Origin of the sequence: Aeromonas sp. SG16, assembly GCF_024436135.1 — a bacterium.
GTDB classification, from domain to species: domain Bacteria; phylum Pseudomonadota; class Gammaproteobacteria; order Enterobacterales; family Aeromonadaceae; genus Aeromonas; species Aeromonas jandaei.
Map to the genome: position 1 here is coordinate 129,449 of NZ_JANFNW010000002.1, position 15,491 is coordinate 144,939.

At 57.7% G+C, this 15,491-nt stretch carries 19 protein-coding genes; 9 read left to right on the top strand and 10 right to left on the bottom strand.

Going from position 1 to position 15,491, the window contains the following annotated elements:
• The first annotated feature begins 1 nt into the window (after position 1).
• Genes NOM67_RS07725 through NOM67_RS07740 form a run of 4 tightly spaced genes read left to right on the top strand, consistent with a single transcriptional unit; the run spans position 2 to position 1,773 of the window.
• Positions 2–478 (top strand): DUF2878 domain-containing protein, encoded by a 477-nt coding sequence (locus tag NOM67_RS07725; RefSeq protein ID WP_255935549.1) that lies wholly within the window; start codon positions 2–4, stop codon positions 476–478.
• Positions 478–696, top strand: coding sequence for a TIGR02450 family Trp-rich protein (locus NOM67_RS07730; protein WP_033114239.1), 219 nt, complete (start codon positions 478–480; stop codon positions 694–696). The genes NOM67_RS07725 and NOM67_RS07730 overlap by 1 nt, the downstream gene beginning before the upstream one ends.
• Entirely contained in the window at positions 653–1,195 is a 543-nt protein-coding gene (locus NOM67_RS07735; RefSeq protein WP_255935551.1) for a chalcone isomerase family protein, read from the top strand. The genes NOM67_RS07730 and NOM67_RS07735 overlap by 44 nt, the downstream gene beginning before the upstream one ends.
• A gap of 14 nt (positions 1,196–1,209) precedes the next feature.
• Positions 1,210–1,773, top strand: coding sequence for a DUF3833 domain-containing protein (locus NOM67_RS07740; RefSeq protein WP_255935553.1), 564 nt, complete (start codon positions 1,210–1,212; stop codon positions 1,771–1,773).
• A 74-nt stretch (positions 1,774–1,847) separates the two neighbouring features.
• Here NOM67_RS07740 and nqrM read toward each other — a convergent pair whose 3' ends face one another.
• The 9 genes from nqrM to NOM67_RS07785 all read right to left on the bottom strand — a co-directional run bounded on the left by nqrM (position 1,848) and on the right by NOM67_RS07785 (position 9,710).
• A complete protein-coding gene (gene nqrM / locus NOM67_RS07745; protein WP_041208041.1) occupies positions 1,848–2,072 on the bottom strand; it encodes a (Na+)-NQR maturation NqrM in 225 nt (74 codons plus the stop codon).
• Between the two features lie 9 nt (positions 2,073–2,081).
• Positions 2,082–3,119 carry an FAD:protein FMN transferase gene (locus NOM67_RS07750; RefSeq protein ID WP_255935555.1) on the bottom strand — a complete coding sequence of 346 codons (1,038 nt, stop codon included), beginning with the start codon at positions 3,117–3,119 and terminating at the stop codon, positions 2,082–2,084.
• Positions 3,120–3,122: 3 nt separating this feature from the next.
• Positions 3,123–4,346, bottom strand: a complete 1,224-nt coding sequence (gene nqrF, locus NOM67_RS07755; RefSeq protein ID WP_033114210.1) for an NADH:ubiquinone reductase (Na(+)-transporting) subunit F — start codon at positions 4,344–4,346, stop codon at positions 3,123–3,125.
• Positions 4,347–4,378: 32 nt separating this feature from the next.
• Positions 4,379–4,975, bottom strand: a complete 597-nt coding sequence (nqrE, locus tag NOM67_RS07760; RefSeq protein WP_041208043.1) for an NADH:ubiquinone reductase (Na(+)-transporting) subunit E — start codon at positions 4,973–4,975, stop codon at positions 4,379–4,381.
• A 3-nt stretch (positions 4,976–4,978) separates the two neighbouring features.
• Positions 4,979–5,611 (bottom strand): NADH:ubiquinone reductase (Na(+)-transporting) subunit D, encoded by a 633-nt coding sequence (locus tag NOM67_RS07765; protein ID WP_033114212.1) that lies wholly within the window; start codon positions 5,609–5,611, stop codon positions 4,979–4,981.
• Positions 5,604–6,392 carry a Na(+)-translocating NADH-quinone reductase subunit C gene (locus NOM67_RS07770; RefSeq protein ID WP_041208044.1) on the bottom strand — a complete coding sequence of 263 codons (789 nt, stop codon included), beginning with the start codon at positions 6,390–6,392 and terminating at the stop codon, positions 5,604–5,606. The genes NOM67_RS07765 and NOM67_RS07770 overlap by 8 nt, the downstream gene beginning before the upstream one ends.
• The gene (locus tag NOM67_RS07775) at positions 6,382–7,611 is read right to left on the bottom strand and encodes an NADH:ubiquinone reductase (Na(+)-transporting) subunit B (protein WP_041208045.1); all 1,230 of its coding nucleotides are present in this window, start codon (positions 7,609–7,611) and stop codon (positions 6,382–6,384) included. Before NOM67_RS07775 ends, NOM67_RS07770 begins: the two co-directional genes overlap by 11 nt.
• 3 nt (positions 7,612–7,614) lie before the next feature.
• The gene (locus tag NOM67_RS07780; RefSeq protein ID WP_041208046.1) at positions 7,615–8,958 is read right to left on the bottom strand and encodes a Na(+)-translocating NADH-quinone reductase subunit A; all 1,344 of its coding nucleotides are present in this window, start codon (positions 8,956–8,958) and stop codon (positions 7,615–7,617) included.
• 437 nt (positions 8,959–9,395) lie between these two features.
• A complete protein-coding gene (locus NOM67_RS07785; protein ID WP_255935556.1) occupies positions 9,396–9,710 on the bottom strand; it encodes a BolA family transcriptional regulator in 315 nt (104 codons plus the stop codon).
• 205 nt (positions 9,711–9,915) lie between these two features.
• Here NOM67_RS07785 and NOM67_RS07790 point away from each other — a divergent pair, with 205 nt between their 5' ends.
• The 5 genes from NOM67_RS07790 (at position 9,916) to NOM67_RS07810 (ending at position 14,792) form a co-directional block, all read left to right on the top strand.
• Positions 9,916–11,049 carry a methyltransferase gene (locus NOM67_RS07790; protein ID WP_255935557.1) on the top strand — a complete coding sequence of 378 codons (1,134 nt, stop codon included), beginning with the start codon at positions 9,916–9,918 and terminating at the stop codon, positions 11,047–11,049.
• Positions 11,050–11,061: 12 nt separating this feature from the next.
• Positions 11,062–11,646: a YajG family lipoprotein gene (locus NOM67_RS07795; protein ID WP_033114218.1), complete on the top strand. Its 585-nt coding sequence runs from the start codon at positions 11,062–11,064 to the stop codon at positions 11,644–11,646.
• A 2-nt stretch (positions 11,647–11,648) separates the two neighbouring features.
• The gene (locus tag NOM67_RS07800) at positions 11,649–12,224 is read left to right on the top strand and encodes a peptidylprolyl isomerase (RefSeq protein WP_033114219.1); all 576 of its coding nucleotides are present in this window, start codon (positions 11,649–11,651) and stop codon (positions 12,222–12,224) included.
• Positions 12,225–12,388: 164 nt separating this feature from the next.
• A complete protein-coding gene (locus tag NOM67_RS07805) occupies positions 12,389–13,762 on the top strand; it encodes an AmpG family muropeptide MFS transporter (RefSeq protein ID WP_108571658.1) in 1,374 nt (457 codons plus the stop codon).
• A gap of 157 nt (positions 13,763–13,919) precedes the next feature.
• A complete protein-coding gene (locus NOM67_RS07810; protein ID WP_156852370.1) occupies positions 13,920–14,792 on the top strand; it encodes an outer membrane protein OmpK in 873 nt (290 codons plus the stop codon).
• A gap of 101 nt (positions 14,793–14,893) precedes the next feature.
• On the opposite strand, the gene NOM67_RS07815 is transcribed toward NOM67_RS07810, so the two are convergent.
• On the bottom strand, positions 14,894–15,376 hold the full coding sequence (locus NOM67_RS07815; protein WP_005303589.1) for a YajQ family cyclic di-GMP-binding protein: 483 nt from the start codon (positions 15,374–15,376) through the stop codon (positions 14,894–14,896).
• Between the last annotated feature and the right edge of the window lie 115 nt (positions 15,377–15,491).

Genomic DNA, 15,491 nt, shown 5'->3' on the forward strand with positions numbered 1-15,491 from the left:
CATGTGGCAGTGGGCTCACCTGCTGGGGTTCAACCTCTACTGGTTGCTGGCGGTGAAGTGGCAGCAGCCGGGCCCGCTGCTGGCAATCTTGCTGCTGCACTTTCTCTTCTCGCCCAGCCGCCGGCGTGACTGGCGGCTGCTCCCCATCGCGGTGGCCGGCGGTCTGCTGGATGCCCTGCTCTGGCAGCTCGGCCTGTTCCGATTTGCTTCCGGTTTTCCCCTCTGGCTGGTACTTCTCTGGCTCGGCTTTGCCCTGACGCTTGCTCATGGCATGCGCTGGCTGCTGCGTCTGCCCCGCTGGCAGCAGGGGTTGTTCGGCGTGGTTGGCGGCACTTCCTCCTATGTGGCGGGAGCCGCCATGGGGGCAGTACACTTACCTTGGGGCATCGGGATCAGTGCGGCGCTGCTGGCAGTGATCTGGATGTGGTGGTTACCCGTACTCCTGTGGGTAATGGTCAAGCTGGAGGGTGAGTCATGATGAACTCCTTTTCGACCGACACGCTGCTTTTTTCCAAGTGGACCAAAGAGAGCCAGCACGAGCTGACGGATCGCTTCTATCTGGTGGTTGCCTGCCAGCGGAATGCGCAGGGACAGCTGGTGCAGGTGGTGATGCAGGATATCAATACCCTGCAGGAACAGGAGATGGACTGGCATGAACTCGAAGACCCCAATCACTGGCATATGGGGTGGAATTAGCCTCCACCTTGCCGCCCTTAGCCTGCTGGTTGCGACTACCAGCGATGCGGCAACACTCCCCTGGCAGAAGCTGCGTCCGGTCGGTCAGGGTCAGATGCAGTGGCTCTGGTTCAAGCTCTATGACGCCACCCTGTTGAGCGAGAGTGGTCGCTACCAGCCGGGCCACTATCCACAAGCGCTTATCCTCACCTATGCCAGAGCCATCGAGCGGGACGATCTGCTCGGCGCCACTTCGTCCGAGTGGCAGCGCCTCGGGGTGGGGAGCGATGCCGAGCGCAAGCTGTGGCTGGAGCAACTCGCCGCAATCTGGCCGGATGTCGCTGCGGGCGATCGGCTCACCTTCTATGTCGATGAGGCGGGGCATGGCCACTTCTGGTGGCAAGACAAACCTATTGGCTCCCTCGACGATCCCCGATTTTCGGCCGCCTTTCTCGCCATCTGGCTGGCTGACAACAGTCTGGATCCTGCACTGACCCGCCGTCTGCGCGGCCAATCCTGATAGTGGAGTCTGCCATGCTGTGTATCCCGTTGTTGCTACGCTCCCTGCTATCCGGGCGGCGGCTATTTGTATTGTGCCTCGCCCTGCTGCTCAGTGGTTGCGGTGCCAGTCTCGACAGTTATCGGGGGCAGGGGCCGAACTGGGATCTCGCCCGTTTCTTCAATGGCAAGCTGGTGGCCCATGGTCTGGTGACCGACCGCAGCGGCGAAGTGACCAGCCGCTTTCGGGTCGAGATGACCGGGCACTGGCAGAACGGCAAGGGCGAGCTGTTCGAGCAGTTCTATTTTGACGATGGCCGCCAGCAGACCCGTACCTGGCATCTGAGCAAGGGGGCTGATGGCCACTGGCGTGGGACAGCATCGGATGTGGTCGGGGAAGCAGTGGGCAAGAGTGAAGGGTTTGCCCTCAACTGGCGCTATCAACTCGATCTGGCGCTGCCGGACGGCGAGGTGGTGCGGGTGAGCTTCGATGACTGGATGTATCTGCTGGATGAGGATCGCCTGATCAATCGCGCCGCCATCAGCAAGTTCGGCATCCATCTGGGGGAGGTGATCCTCTACATCGAGCGAACATCCTGACCGGTGTGCTTCGCATTCAAGCCAATAAAAAAGCGCGCCGATGGCGCGCTTTTGTCTATCGCAAGGCAGGCAGATCAGATGATCCGGTTCTCCTCCAGCATCTTGCGACGGGCCTCTTCCTTGGCCATCTTCTTCTTGCGATTGTCGCAAGGTTCGGGGCAGTCGCACTCCTTCTCGATGCCGACGCCACCCAGGCCGCCACAGGAGCCCGAGATTGTCTTCTTCTGGAAGATGTAGCCAATGGCCATGGCCACAATCACCAGCATGAATACCCCGAAGGTGATCAGAAAAATCTGCATCTCTACCTCTTACTTCTTGACCAGATAAGGCTTGAAGGCCTCGGAGTAGGCCTCTTCATAGCCCTTGTCGGTCTTGGTGATGACAAAGATCGCAAGACCTCGCTCGTTGGCATAGGCCAGGCTCTTCTCGGTACCCATCACCATGAACACGGTCGCCAGCCCGTCTGCGGTCATGCAGGAGGGGTGGATCACGGTCACCGACACCAGACGATGCTGGATCGGTTTGCCGGTGCGCGGGTCTATGGTGTGGGAGAAGCGCTGGCCATCCAGCTCATAGTAGTTGCGGTAATCGCCGGAGGTGGCAACGCCATTGTCACCCGGGACAATAACCTCCTGCACCGAGCCGGCATTGACAGTCGGCTTCTCGATGGCGACGCGCCAGGGGTGACCCTTGCCGTTGACACCATTGATCCGCAGTTCGCCGCCAATCTCCACCAGATAGTTGCGCGCACCCAGGGATTCCAGATACTCGGCCACCTTGTCTACGCCAAAGCCCTTGGCGATGGCGGAGAGGTCGACGTAGAGGTCGGGAATATCCTTTTGCAGGGTATCGGCATCCACCGAGGTGATGACGTGCAGGTTGCCAAGACCGGTCTTCTGACGGGTCTGGGTGATCAGCTCGTCGGACGGCACCTTGGTTGGTCGCTTGTCCGGGCCAAAGCCCCACAGATTGACCAAGGGGCCGACGGTGACGTCCAGCGCCCCCTGGCTCTCACGGCCAATGTGAATGGCCTCTGTGACTACCCGGGCGGTATCCCGCGAGACCACCACCGGCGTGGAGCCGCGATGCTGGTTGAAGCGCGACAGCTCGGAGTCGGGACGATAGGTGGACATCTGATCGTTGACCCGCTCCAGCAACACATCCACCTCGGCCTGAAGCTTGGCCGGATCTGTGATGACGCTGTCCGCCACCTTGATGGAGTAGTAAGTGCCCATGGTGCTACCGGTGATGTGGATCTCCGGTTTGGATTGGACCGTTTCCTGACCGCACCCAGTCAAGAAAAAGGCTAGCCCGAAGGCTAGCCAGGTCTTTACAACACTGTGCATGGATTAACCACCAAAGTCATCCAACAGGATATTTTCGTCTTCAACGCCCAGATCTTTGAGCATGTTGATGACGGCTGCGTTCATCACGGGAGGACCACACATGTAGAACTCGCAATCTTCCGGCGCTTCGTGGTTCTTGAGATAGTTCTCGTAGAGCACGTTGTGGATGAAGCCGGTGTAGCCGTCCCAGTTGTCTTCCGGTTGCGGATCGGACAGGGCGACGTTCCAGGTGAAGTTCTCGTTCTCGGCGGCGAGCATGTCGAAGTCTTCGACATAGAACATTTCGCGCTTGGAACGGGCACCGTACCAGAAGCTCATCTTGCGCTTGGACTTCAGGCGACGCAGCTGGTCGAAGATGTGGGAGCGCATCGGCGCCATACCCGCACCACCACCGATGAATACCATTTCGGCATCGGTATCCTTGGCGAAGAACTCGCCGAACGGACCGGAGATGGTCACCTTGTCACCCGCTTTCAGGTTGAAGATGTAGGAGGACATCTGTCCCGGAGGGGCAGTCCAGTTGCTGGGCGGCGGCGTAGCGATACGCACGTTCAGCATGATGATGCCGAACTCTTCCGGATAGTTGGCCATGGAGTAGGCACGGATGATCGGCTCATCGACCTTGGACTCCAGCTCAAAAATCTTGAAGCGATCCCAGTCACCACGATACTCCTCGGGAATATCGAAGTTCTTGTAGTAGACGTGGTGAGCCGGCGCTTCGATCTGGATATAACCACCGGCGCGGAACGGTACGCTCTCGCCATCGGGGATCTGCAGCTTGAGCTCCTTGATGAAGGTGGCCTTGTTATCGTTGGAGATAACAGTACATTCCCACTTCTTCACCCCGAAGATCTCTTCCGGCAGTTCGATGTCCATGTCGCCACGAACGGTGACCTGACAGGCCAGACGCTCGCCGTGACGGGCTTCGCCCTTGCTGATGTGATCCAGTTCGGTCGGCAGGATGTCGCCGCCGCCAGACTTCACCCGCACCTTGCACTGACCGCAGGAGCCACCGCCGCCACAGGCGGAGGAGACGAAGATACCGTTGCCGGCCAGAACGCCGAGCAGCTTGCCACCGGCCGGGCTGGTCACAGCCTTGGCCGGGTCACCGTTGATGCTGATTGTCACGTCGCCCGCGGTCACCAGCTTGGACTTGGCGAACAGAATGACTGCCACCAGTGCCAGCAGGATCACGGTAAACATGACCACACCCAAAATAATTTCCATCTATCGTTCCTTTCTGATTGCAGGAAAGCCGATTACAGGGAGATACCAGAGAAGGACATAAAGCCCAGGGCCATCAGGCCGGCAGTGATGAAGGTGATGCCCAGACCACGCAGGCCTTCCGGAACATCGGAGTACTTCATCTTCTCGCGGATACCTGCCAGCGCAACGATCGCCAGCATCCAGCCTGCACCTGAACCCACGCCGTAGACCACAGACTCCATGAAGTTGTAGTCACGCTGCACCATGAAGGAGACGCCACCGAAGATGGCGCAGTTCACGGTGATGAGCGGCAGGAAGATACCCAGGGCGTTGTAGAGTGCCGGGAAGTACTTGTCCAGCGCCATCTCCAGGATCTGCACCAGCGCCGCGATCACCCCGATGAAGGTGATGAAGCTCAGGAAGCTCAGATCCAGGTCAGGGGAGAGGGCACCCGCTTTCAGCACGTAGTTGTAGATCAGGTTGTTGACCGGTACGGCGATGGTTTGCACCACGATAACGGCAATACCAAGACCCATAGAGGTCTTGACCTTCTTGGACACTGCCAGGAAGGTACACATCCCCAGGAAGAAGGAGAGTGCCAGGTTTTCGATGAAGATCGATTTAATCAACAGACTCAGATAGTGTTCCATACCTTAATCCTTCGCCTCCACCTGCTTGGGATCCTTGGTGCGAACGCCCCAGATGATCAGACCAATGATGAAGAATGCACTCGGCGGCAGCAGCAGCAGACCGTTGGGTACATACCAGCCACCGTTGTTCACCAGCGGCAGCAGCTCGATGCCGAACCAGGTGCCGGAGCCCAGCAGTTCACGCACGGTAGCGACGCTCAGCAGAATGGCGCCATAGCCCAGACCGTTGCCGATACCATCCAGGAAGGAGGGGAGCGGCGCGCTCTTCATGGCGTAGGCTTCGGCACGACCCATCACGATACAGTTGGTGATGATGAGGCCGACGAAGACCGACAGCTGCTTGGAGATGTCATAGGCATAGGCCTTGAGCACCTGGTCAACCACGATAACCAGCGAAGCGATGATGGCCATCTGGGCAATGATCCGCACGCTGTTCGGGATCTGGTTGCGGATCAGAGAGATAAACAGGTTTGAGAAGGCGGTGACCGCCATGACCGCGAGGGTCATTACAAACGCTGTCTTCATCTGGCTGGTAACCGCGAGTGCAGAACAGACACCCAGCACCTGCAAGGCGATGGGGTTGTTGCCCAGCACAGGGGTCAACAGCAACTTTTTCATTTCGCTCTTGTCAGCCATTGTTGATTTCTCCTGCACGAACCTTGGCCAGGAAAGGACCGAAGCCCTTGGGACCCATCCAGAAGTCGAAGGTATGCTGTACGCCGTTACCGGTCAGAGTGGCACCGGAGAGACCGTCGATCTCGTGCTCGGAGCCCGCCGGAGCGTGACCCTTGATGACGCGCAGCGCCGGCATGCCATCCTGATCGAACAGCTTTTTGCCAACAAACAGCTCGCGCCAGGCCGGATTCTCGATTTCACCGCCCAGACCCGGGGTTTCACCGTGGTCGTAGTAGGTGATGCCCTTGATGGTCTGGCCATCAGCGGCAACCGCGACGAAGGCATACATGGTCGACCACAGACCCTGACCGTAGATGGGCAGGATGATGTTGTCGATCTTGCCTTCGGCATCCTTGGCGAAGAACACCGGAACCAGCTTGGAGATCTGACGCAGACCAGCCTTGTCGTCGGCAGCAGCCAGACGGATGTTTTGCGCCGGATCTTTGGCCGCCTGCTTGGTATCGAAGTTGTCGGCATCGCCGTCAACAAAGTTACCGGTGGCGAGATCCACCAGACGGGCTTCGATCTTGTCGCCATACAGCTTGGCCAGATCGCGCTTGGCCACATCGCTGATGTCCACGCCGGCTACGGAGAGAATGTTGCTCTGCTTGTCCAGCGCCTTGTTCTCCTCTTGGGTAGAACGCAGGCCAACGGCAGCAACGGATACCACGATGGAACAGGCCAGGCAGAGGCCGGTTACCACGCTGATGGTGCCGAAGGTTGAGTCTTTATTAAACGCCACGAGCAATCCTCCGCTTGATGTTTGCCTGAGCGACGAAGTGGTCAAACAGGGGAGCAAACAGGTTTGCAAACAGAATGGCCAGCATCATGCCTTCCGGGAACGCCGGGTTGACTACGCGAACCAGCACGACCATCACGCCGATCAGGGCGCCGTACCACCACTTGCCCTTGTTGGTAAAGGCGGCGGAGACGGGGTCGGTTGCCATGAAGGCCATACCGAAGGCAAAGCCACCCAGCACCAGATGCCAGTGCCACGGCATGTTGAACATGGGGTTGGTATCGGAACCGATGACGTTGAACAGCAGGGAGGTGGCGATCATACCGATCATCACGCCGGCGATGATGCGCCAGGAGGCGATGCGCATGTAGACGATCATGGCTGCGCCCAGCAGGATCATCAGGGTAGAAACTTCACCGATGGAACCCGGCAGGTTCCCCAGGAAAGCGTCCATCCAGCTGATAGCCTGACCGGTTGCACCGTTGATCAGTGCCATCTGGCCGCCCTGTGCCCACTGGCTCAGCGCGGTTGCGCCGGAGTAGCCATCGACGGCAACCCATACGGCGTCACCGGAGATCTGGCCCGGGTAGGCGAAGAACAGGAAGGCACGACCGGCCAGCGCCGGGTTCAGGAAGTTTTTGCCGGTACCACCGAACACTTCCTTGGCCATCACCACACCGAAGGTGATACCCAGCGCAGCTTGCCACAGGGGCAGCTCGGGCGGCACGATCAGAGCAAACAGGATGGAGGTCACGAAGAAGCCTTCGTTGATCTCGTGCTTGCGTACCATGGCGAACAGCACTTCCCAGAAACCACCGACCAGGAAGGCGGTCAGGTAGATGGGGAAGAAGTGGGCGGCACCGATCATCATCTTGCTGCCAATACCGGCAACAGCGGGATCGAGGGAGGCACCCAGCATGGTCGCCAGCGCATATTGCCAGCTGCTGGCACCGGCTGCCGAGCCCATATGGGCGATCGCGGCAATGGCCTGGTTACCAACGTTGTACATGCCCCAGAACATGGCCGGGAACACGGCCAGCCACACCATGATCATCATGCGCTTCAGATCGAGCGCATCACGAACGTGGGAGGCGTTGCGGGTTACGGAACCCGGGGTATAGAACAGGGTGTACGCCGCTTCGAACAGGGCGTAGTACTTCTCGTACTTTCCACCCGGTTCGAAGTGGTGTTCCATTTTTTCAAGAAGTTGCTTGAAACTCATCGCTTAACCTTCCAGTTCAATCTTGGTCAGGCACTCACGCAAGATGGGGCCGTACTCGGTCTTGCCGGGGCAGACGAATGTACAGAGGGCCAAATCTTCCTCATCCAGCTCCAGACAACCCAGTGCCTGGGCACCGTCGGTATCACCGGAGATCATGTCCCGCAGCAGCAGGGTCGGCAGGATGTCGAGTGGCATCACCCGCTCATAGTTGCCGATAGGCACCATGGCACGGTCACTACCGTTGGTAGTGGTGGTGAAGTTGATCAGCTTGCCCTTCATCAGATGAGAAAGGGTGGTGCGGGTGATGGAGAACTTATTGGCGCTGGGGTTGATCCAGCCCAGGAACTCTTTCTCACGACCTTCGCCCAGTACGCAAACCTGATTGTGGTAGCGACCCAAATAGTCGTGAACACCGTCAGCCTTGGCACCGCTCAGCAGAGAACCGGAGATGACGCGGTTTTCGTCAGCGCGCAGCTCGTTGTTGGTGAGCTGACTAATGCAGGCACCCATGCGGGTACGCAGCAGACGCGGCTTGAGCACGTTCGGGCCTGCCAGAGCGATCACCTTGTCAGTGAAGATCTGGCCGGTGGTGAACAGCTTGCCGAATGCGATCACGTCCTGATAGTTGATGTGCCACTGCACCTTGGTGCTGCTGACCGGATCCAGGAAGTGGATGTGGGTACCTGGCAGACCGGCAGGATGCGGGCCAACAAAGATCTCTTCCTTGACCTTGGCCAGAGGAGAGTGAGGCAGGCTGCCTTCGCCCTTGCAGACATAGACGGTGCCGTCGGTCAGACGAGTCAGCACGGCCAGACCGTCAAGGAACGCCTGAGACTGCTCCTTGATGATCAGCTCTGCGTTGGCGGCCAGCGGGTTGGTGTCCATGGCGGTCACAAAGATGGCGCGCGGGGCTGTGCCTACCGCGGGAACTTTGCTGAAGGGACGAGTGCGCAGCGCGGTCCATTGGCCGGAGGCAAGCAGGATCTCCTGTACTTTGCTGCGCTCGAGCTTGGCCAGCTCGGCAGAGGCAAAGTGCTCGAAGGTAACCTGTTCATCGGAGCCGTCCAGGTCGATGACCACGGACTGGAGAACACGTTTGGCACCACGGTTGATCTCTGAGACCACACCGGTGGCGGGAGCTGTGAATTTAACGCCCGGATTCTTCTTGTCTTCGAAGAGCTCCTGACCTTTGATGACGCGATCACCTACTTTGACGAACATAGTAGGTCGCATCCCCACGAACTCCTCGCCCAGTGTAGCAACACGGGTGATGGCGGGGCCATCGTAGATTACTTGCTCTGGCGCACCCAGCACGGGGATGTCCAGTCCTCTTTTGATTGTAATCATACTTAATTGCACTACCGTTACGGGAAGAGAGGTTGGTTAGCGCCGAGAAATACATCACGACGGGTGGTTGAATGAATCGGCATTGCAGCCGTGCCAGGCGGGCTGACACAACGATTATTAAACATGCGAGGTCATTCAAAAGCGCCTGAGTTTACCACTCAAGGTGCATTTTTTTCCATGCCAAATGGGCAAAATCCCCGTGGCATCACAAAATTAACCTGCAATGAATAATCGCCAAACCCCTTGTAACTCGTGGTTTTAAAGGTTTTTTATTTGCGCTTTGTCGAGGAAACCGGAGGGGGAGACCTGGATGGAGCAGCCTTGAACATCGTCCGGGAAAATTGCATTTCCAACCCGTCAAAAAGGCTGGAAATGCACAGGATTTGTTTAATTTATGGCTATTTGCCGATGTTCAGGTTATCGGGAGGTCAATTGTGTCAGGAGAGCGACGGTTTGCCCACACAGCTCGGGGTACGCGGGGCATTGCCTTTCTCTTGCCACTCGCTGCCGGTGTAGGTGTGCAGCGCCAGCGCATGAACCGGGCCTGCCAGCTCGTTGGCCAGAATGGCGTTGACCTGGCGATGGCGGGCAAGCAGGCGCTGTCCGGCAAACTGCTCACTGACGATGATGACCTTGAAGTGGCTCTCCGAGCCCGGTTCAACCCGATGCATGTGGCTTTCGTTGATCACTTCCAGCAGGCTGGGGGAGAGGGCTGCGGTCAGCTTGGCTTCGATCAGTTGTTGCATGGTCATCTGTGTTGTTTCCGAAACGTGAATGTCGAGCCATTCTATCGGCAGTTGCGGGGCTGAATAACCCCCTTGTGAGGGAAATCATCCATCAGCAGCGCGCTCTGACGCGCTTGCAACTGGTGAAATTCCTGCTCCTCGCTAGAATAGCGCCACTTTGCGTCGTCCCTGGCGCCTGTTATCCGAATCAAGCCGAGGTTGGACCCATCCTATGCAAACCCTTCTCGAGACGCCCCATTGCCAGCTCACGCTCTACCGTTATCCGCGCCTGAGCCAGGAGACCCTGCAAGCATGGGATGCGGCAGACGAGTATCTGATCAACACGCTGGCGGAGGCGCCGCCCGAGCAGGCTGGCCCCGTCATCATCATGAATGACAGCTTCGGAGCGCTGACAGCTTTTCTGTATGGCCATGCTCCCTGCTGCGTGACCGACTCCTACATCAGCGAGCGCGGGATCCTGGCCAATCTGGCCGAGAACGGACTGGATGTTGGCGGGATCACCCTGCAGGATGCGCTGGCGCCGCTACCGGTTGCCCCCGCGCTGGTGGTAATCAAGGTCTCCAAATATCAGGCGCTGCTGGAGCAGCAACTGTTAGCGCTGCGGGAGGTGGTGACACCGGCGACCCGCGTCATCGCAGCCGGCAAGGCGAAGGATATTCATACCTCGACCCTCAAGCTGTTCGAAAAGTATCTGGGGCCGACTCGTACCTCGCTGGCCTGGAAAAAGGCGCGTCTCATTCACTGCGAGCCGCAGGCTGACCTGCCGGCGCTGGCCAACCCCTTTCCGACCGTTTGGCCGCTGGAAGGCACCGACATGCTCATCCACAATCACGCCAACGTCTTCTCGCGCACCAGTCTCGATATCGGTGCCCGCTTTATGCTGGACAACTTGCCCATCCACAGCGCCCGTCAGGTGATCGATCTCGGTTGCGGCAACGGCGTGCTGGGACTCTCGCTGCTGGCGCGGGATCCCGAGGTGGAGGTGACCTTTATCGATGAGTCCTACATGGCGGTTGCCTCGGCCCGGCTCAATGTGGAACAGAATCTGGCCGATGCGTTGCCGCGCGCCCGCTTTATGGTCAACAACTGTCTCGACGGTGTCGCGGCCGGTTCGGCGGATAGGGTCCTCTGCAATCCTCCCTTCCATCAATTGCAGGCAATCACCGATCATATCGCCTGGCAGATGTTCTGCGATGCGCACCGGGTGTTGCCTCGGGGGGGCGAACTCTGGATAGTAGGCAACCGTCATCTGGACTATCACAACAAGCTCAAGCGTCTGTTTGCCAACGCACAAGTCGTTGCGTCGAACAGCAAATTCGTTATTTTGAAAGCCATCAAACGCTAAAGGAAACCCATGATGAAAAAGTCACTCTTGCTGCTGGCCGCCCTGATGCTGGGCGGGTGTGCCACTCACTGGCCGGAGACGGCGATGCTCAACCCGCAGGTGATCCCCGCCAACCAGCAAGTCTACTCTGGTAACCGCATCACCATGGAAGGGGTGGACAAGCGTGAAGCCGCTTATGTCTTCTCCATCAAGTACAAGGAGAAAGCGCCGGTGCTGGTCAACAGCGAACGTCCGCTCAACCTGCTGATGGCCGAACGGCTGGCGGAAGGGCTGCGCAGTCAGGGGCTAGAAGTGGGCAACAGCGGTACCACCAACCTGACCCTGGTCATCTCCAACGCCGCGGTCAATGTGGAAGAGAAGACCTTTACCTATGTCACCAAGTCCCGTGTCAGCTTGCAGGTGATCGCCGATTTTCAGGGTAACCGTCTGACCAAGCAGTTCAACATGTCCTCCAGCAAGGAGAGCCCGAGCGAGCCAGGCATGGCGGATCTGGAATCTACCCTCAACCTGCAACTGGGTAGCGCACTGCAGCAGATCATGGCCGACGAGGCGCTGCGTGGTTATCTGAAAGGTCAGCCAGCGACCACAGGGGTGTAAAGATGAAAAAACTCTGGTTGCTGGCCATGTTGATCGCCCCGCTGGCGTTCGCTGGTCCGAAAGTGAAGCTGGAGACCAACCACGGCAATATCGTGGTGGAGCTGGCATCCAAACAGGCACCGCAGACGGTGAAGAACTTCCTACGCTACGTGGCGGATGGCAGCTACGATGGCAGCATCTTCCACCGGGTGATCCAGGATTTCGTGGTGCAGGGCGGCGGGTACAACCAGCAGTTCCAGCAGCTGCCGACCTATGAACCGGTAGTCAACGAATCCCGTGGCGGCCTGCCCAACAAGCGCGGTACCATCGCCATGGCCCGTACCCAGGCGGTCGATAGCGCCACGCGTCAGTTCTATTTCAATCTGGTCGACAACAACAACCTCAACGCCGATGGCGGTGCCGGTTACACGGTATTTGGTCAGGTGGTGCAGGGGATGGAAGTGCTCGACAAGCTGGCGCAGGTGCAGACTGGCTACAGCCCCATTCTGCGTGCCAACGATGTGCCGACCAGTCCCATCATCCTGAAGAAGGTGGTGTTGCTGGCTGAACCCCCGGTAGAGAAGAAAGCCAAGAAGTAGGTGCCAGTTTTCCCTGCCACGCTCTCTTTGGCTGGTCCGGTAACTGTTTTGAAGGCTCATCCCGTTCGGGGTGAGCCTTTTGTTCATCTATCTCCCTGCCTTGGCTATCGCGCTCCAACCTGCCAAAATGGCGCACTTTTCCCAGATTCGTCAGGTAGTTCAACATGATCCGCAAGCCGAGCTGGCGAGAATCCCTCGCCGTTTATCTCGAACCCAGAGTGCTGATCCTTTTTGCCATGGGCTTCTCATCGGGTCTGCCCCTGTTGCTGGTCTTTGGCACCCTCTCTTACTGGCTGCGGGAAGCGGATGTCAGCCTGACCGATATCGGTTACATGAGCTGGGTGGCACTGGCCTATGGCTTCAAGTGGCTGTGGTCGCCACTGGTGGATCGCATGCCGCTGCCACTGCTCTCTACCCTGCTGGGGCGTCGCCGCAGCTGGATGCTCTTCTCCCAGCTGCTGATCGCCGGGGCGCTGGTCGGTATGGCGTTTTGCGATCCCAAGAGCGGTTTGACCCAGCTGGCACTATTCGCCCTGCTGGTGGCGTTTGCTTCAGCGACGCAGGATATCGTGATCGACGCCTATCGAATCGAGTCGGCACCGGAGCGGCTGCAAGCTGCGATGGCGGCCTCCTACATGACCGGCTACCGCTTGGCGATGATCATCGCCGGTGCCGGTGCACTGGCGCTGGCGGCCTGGTTTGGCAGCAACAGCGGGTATGACTATCACGGTTGGCAGGTGACCTATCTGCTGATGGCTGCGCTGATGTCCCTCGGGGTGATTACAACCCTCTTGTGTCACGAACCGGAAATCGATCTGGCGGGACAGAGCCAGCAGCAGGGGGAGCGCAAGGCGCTGTTGCTGGCCCGTGGCTGGCCTGCACCGCTGGCCAGTGCCGGAGCCTGGGGTTATGAGGCGGTCTGGAGCCCCTTTGCCGACTTCTTCCGTCGCTACGGTCACTCGGCAATGCTGATCCTGGCGCTAATTGCTTGTTATCGGGTTGCCGATGTGGTGATGGGGGTGATGTCCAATAGCTTCTATGTAGACATGCAGTTCAGCAAGACCGAGGTGGCCACCATCACCAAGGTGTTCGGGGTGATCATGACGCTGGTGGGGGCAGCCGTGGGTGGCGTGCTGGTGATGCGGTTTGGCACCTTGCGCATTTTGTTTCTTGGCGCGCTGCTCACAGCCAGTACCAACCTGCTGTTCGCGCTGCTCCACCAGGTAGGCCACAATCTGGAGCTGCTGACGCTGATCATTTCCCTCGACAACCTCAGCGCCGGTATCGCGACTGCTGCGTTTGTCACCTATCTCTCGAGCCTTACCAATGTCGCCTTTTCGGCGACCCAGTACGCCCTGTTCAGCTCGGTGATGTTGCTGTTGCCCAAACTGCTGGCCGGTTTTTCCGGACAAATCGTGGAGCAGATTGGCTACAGTGCCTTCTTTGTCGGAACCAGTTTATTGGGCTTGCCTGTGTTGTTGTTGATTGTGCTGGTAGCCAGAAAGGGGAGTGCGTTGCTCTCAGCGGCTGACAAATAGCAAGCGTTTGCGTAAAATCGGGGGTGATTAGATTCACACTTCCGGATAAAGTTCCCGAGAAGTTGTTTCTCCCCCTATTTTATTTGATTAGAATTCCTCTCGCTCCTTGTGGGCAGGCTACGGAAAACCTCAACTAACGCACAAGAGACCAATAAAAATGGCCAAATTTACCAAGACTCTGATCGCTGCCGGCCTGATGGCTGCTGCTGCCACTCCGGCCTTCGCTGCTGACTACAGCGGTGACATCCACAAGAACGACTTCAAGTGGATGCAGTTCAACGTAATGCACACCATCGACCAGCGTCCGTTTACTGCTGGCCAAGGCAATTACAACGATACCTATCTGGAAATGGAATTTGGTGGTCGTTCCGGCATGTTTGATCTGTATGGCTATGTTGATATCTTCGACATTTTCGACAACAAGCACAGCGACAAGCACAACACCCAAAATGCGGACGGTTCTACCAACTACAACCAGAACCTGTTCATGAAGTTTGCTCCGCGTCTGTCTCTGGATGCCTTGACTGGTAAAGATCTCTCCTTTGGTCCTGTGCAAGAGCTCTACATTGCCAACCTGAACAACATTGCTGACGGTCAGATGGAAAACCAGATCGGTCTGGGCGCTGATGTCATGGTTCCCTGGTTCGGCAAAATGGGTATGAACCTGTACGCTCGTTACTCCAATGAGAACAAGTTCTTCCAACAAGAAGAGAACAGCTGGAACGGCTATCAGTTCTCCATGAACTGGTTCAAACCTTTCTACACCTTCGGTAACGGCAGCTTCGTCTCCTACCAGGGTTACCTGGACTATCAGTTCGATCTGGATACTCACAACCGTGCAGATCGTACCAGTGACAACTTGGCTACCTTCCACGGTATCTACTGGCACTCTGATCGCTTCGCTGTCGGTTACGGCCTGAAGTACTTCATGGATGCCTATGGTACCAAAGATGGTTCCACTGCATTCGACGGTACTCCGTGGAAGAGCTCTGGCTTCAGCCACTACTTCGACGTTACCTACAAGTTCTAATCAAACTTGAGGTACAAAAAAACCGGAGCCTTGGCTCCGGTTTTTTATTTTCGCGCTTATTGCGTGACGTGCTCGGTAGCGGCGCCACGCAACAGCATTATTTAGTCGCGGAAATTCTGGAACTGCATCGGCTGACCCAGCTCGGCGCCACGAACCAGTGCCATGGTCTCTTGCAGATCGTCACGCTTCTTGCCGGTGACACGCACTTCATCACCCTGGATGGCAGCCTGCACCTTGATCTTGGAATCTTTGATCAGTTTGACCAGCTTCTTGGCCACTTCCTTGTCGATCCCCTGCTTGAACTTTACGGTCAGGTGGAAACGCTTGCCGGAGTGAACGGAATCGCCCACGTCCATCGAGCTGTTTTCGATATTGCGCTTGAGCAGGGCGCCACGCAGGATTTCAACCATCTGCTTGAGCTGGAAATCGGCATCCGCCTCCAGCTTGACCTCTTCCTTGTTCAACTCGAAGCTGGCTTCTACCCCACGAAAATCGAAACGGGTGGCCAGTTCACGATTGGCGTTGTCGACGGCGTTCAACACCTCGTTCATTTTGACTTCAGAGACAATATCGAATGACGGCATAGCCGGGCTCCTCATGTTGCGTTATCGGGGGCCAAATCTACCAGAAATAAGGCAAATTTGCTGATTTTGATGGGGCTGCTCTGCTAGAATCCTGTGCGCACAGGATGGGTGGACC